This is a genomic window from Candidatus Rickettsia tasmaniensis (assembly GCF_036857515.1).
GTDB lineage: Bacteria > Pseudomonadota > Alphaproteobacteria > Rickettsiales > Rickettsiaceae > Rickettsia > Rickettsia rickettsii.
This window is the reverse complement of sequence record NZ_JAQCNX010000063.1, coordinates 1-995: the sequence shown is the minus strand read 5'-3', so window position 1 is coordinate 995 and position 995 is coordinate 1. Positions and strand designations below refer to the sequence as shown.

Sequence of the window (995 nt, the reverse complement as noted above, 5' to 3'; positions counted from 1 at the left end):
TTTCTTTTTAGCTTATTTATTTGAGATATTAAATCATTAATCAGTTTAGTATAATATGCAACATCTTTATTTTTTGGAGTATTTTTATTATTATAATGATAACCAATAAATAATATATTAGAACTATAACTACTAAGTTGAAATTCCATTGAGCTGAGCAATTCTATGCTACTACTAATCATTATAAAGCATTTCGGTATAAAATGCATTTGAACAAGGAAATTGAGCATCATTTCCGCTTCCGATATATTATTAGTAAAGTAAGGTATATAACCATCCTTCATAATTTTCAATTAAATTACATGGGGCCGTTATTTCCTGAAGACCTAAAACCGTTGCACCTTGCTGTTTCATCTTATTAATTAAATCTACCCATTTAGATTCAACAAGCATCATTTGACGCTGCACTATCAATTTTGCAATAGTTTTATTAACTGATGCGTTACCCGCTGCAAGACTATATAAATATTTAGTAAAATTTATATAAGAATTATCCTGATATCGAAATAATTTGGATTTCGGTGTTATGATAGTATTATCTATATTTATAAGTACCAGCGTATCTGCATCTATCTTCGGTAATAAGTTTTTCATTGTTACTGAATCTACGGAGTAAGTAGGAATAATTTGACCGTAGCCCGCATACGAAATAACTAAGCAAAGTAAACTCAATAAAACTTTATTTATTCGTGTCATAAGGATTTTTACCTTTTGCATTATTATTCTTTAAAGGTGGATTATTTCTTTTTAGCTTATTTATTTGAGATATTAAATCATTAATCAGTTTAGTATAATATGCAACATCTTTATTTTTTGGAGTATTTTTATTATTATAATGATAACCAATAAATAATATATTAGAACTATAACTACTAAGTTGAAATTCCATTGAGCTGAGCAATTCTATGCTACTACTAATCATTATAAAGCATTTCGGTATAAAATGCATTTGAACAAGGAAATTGAGCATCATTTCCGCTTCCGATATATTATTA

3 pseudogenes are annotated in these 995 nt (G+C 27.1%); all 3 read right to left on the bottom strand.

Annotated elements, in window-relative coordinates:
• Window positions 1-257 (bottom strand): annotated as a pseudogene (locus O6R16_RS07910) (DUF2608 domain-containing protein); the annotation flags it as partial.
• Window positions 256-717 (bottom strand): annotated as a pseudogene (locus tag O6R16_RS07905) (DUF2608 domain-containing protein); the annotation flags it as partial. The pseudogenes O6R16_RS07910 and O6R16_RS07905, both read right to left, overlap by 2 nt.
• Window positions 680-995: pseudogene (locus O6R16_RS07900) on the bottom strand (DUF2608 domain-containing protein); the annotation flags it as partial. The pseudogenes O6R16_RS07900 and O6R16_RS07905, both read right to left, overlap by 38 nt.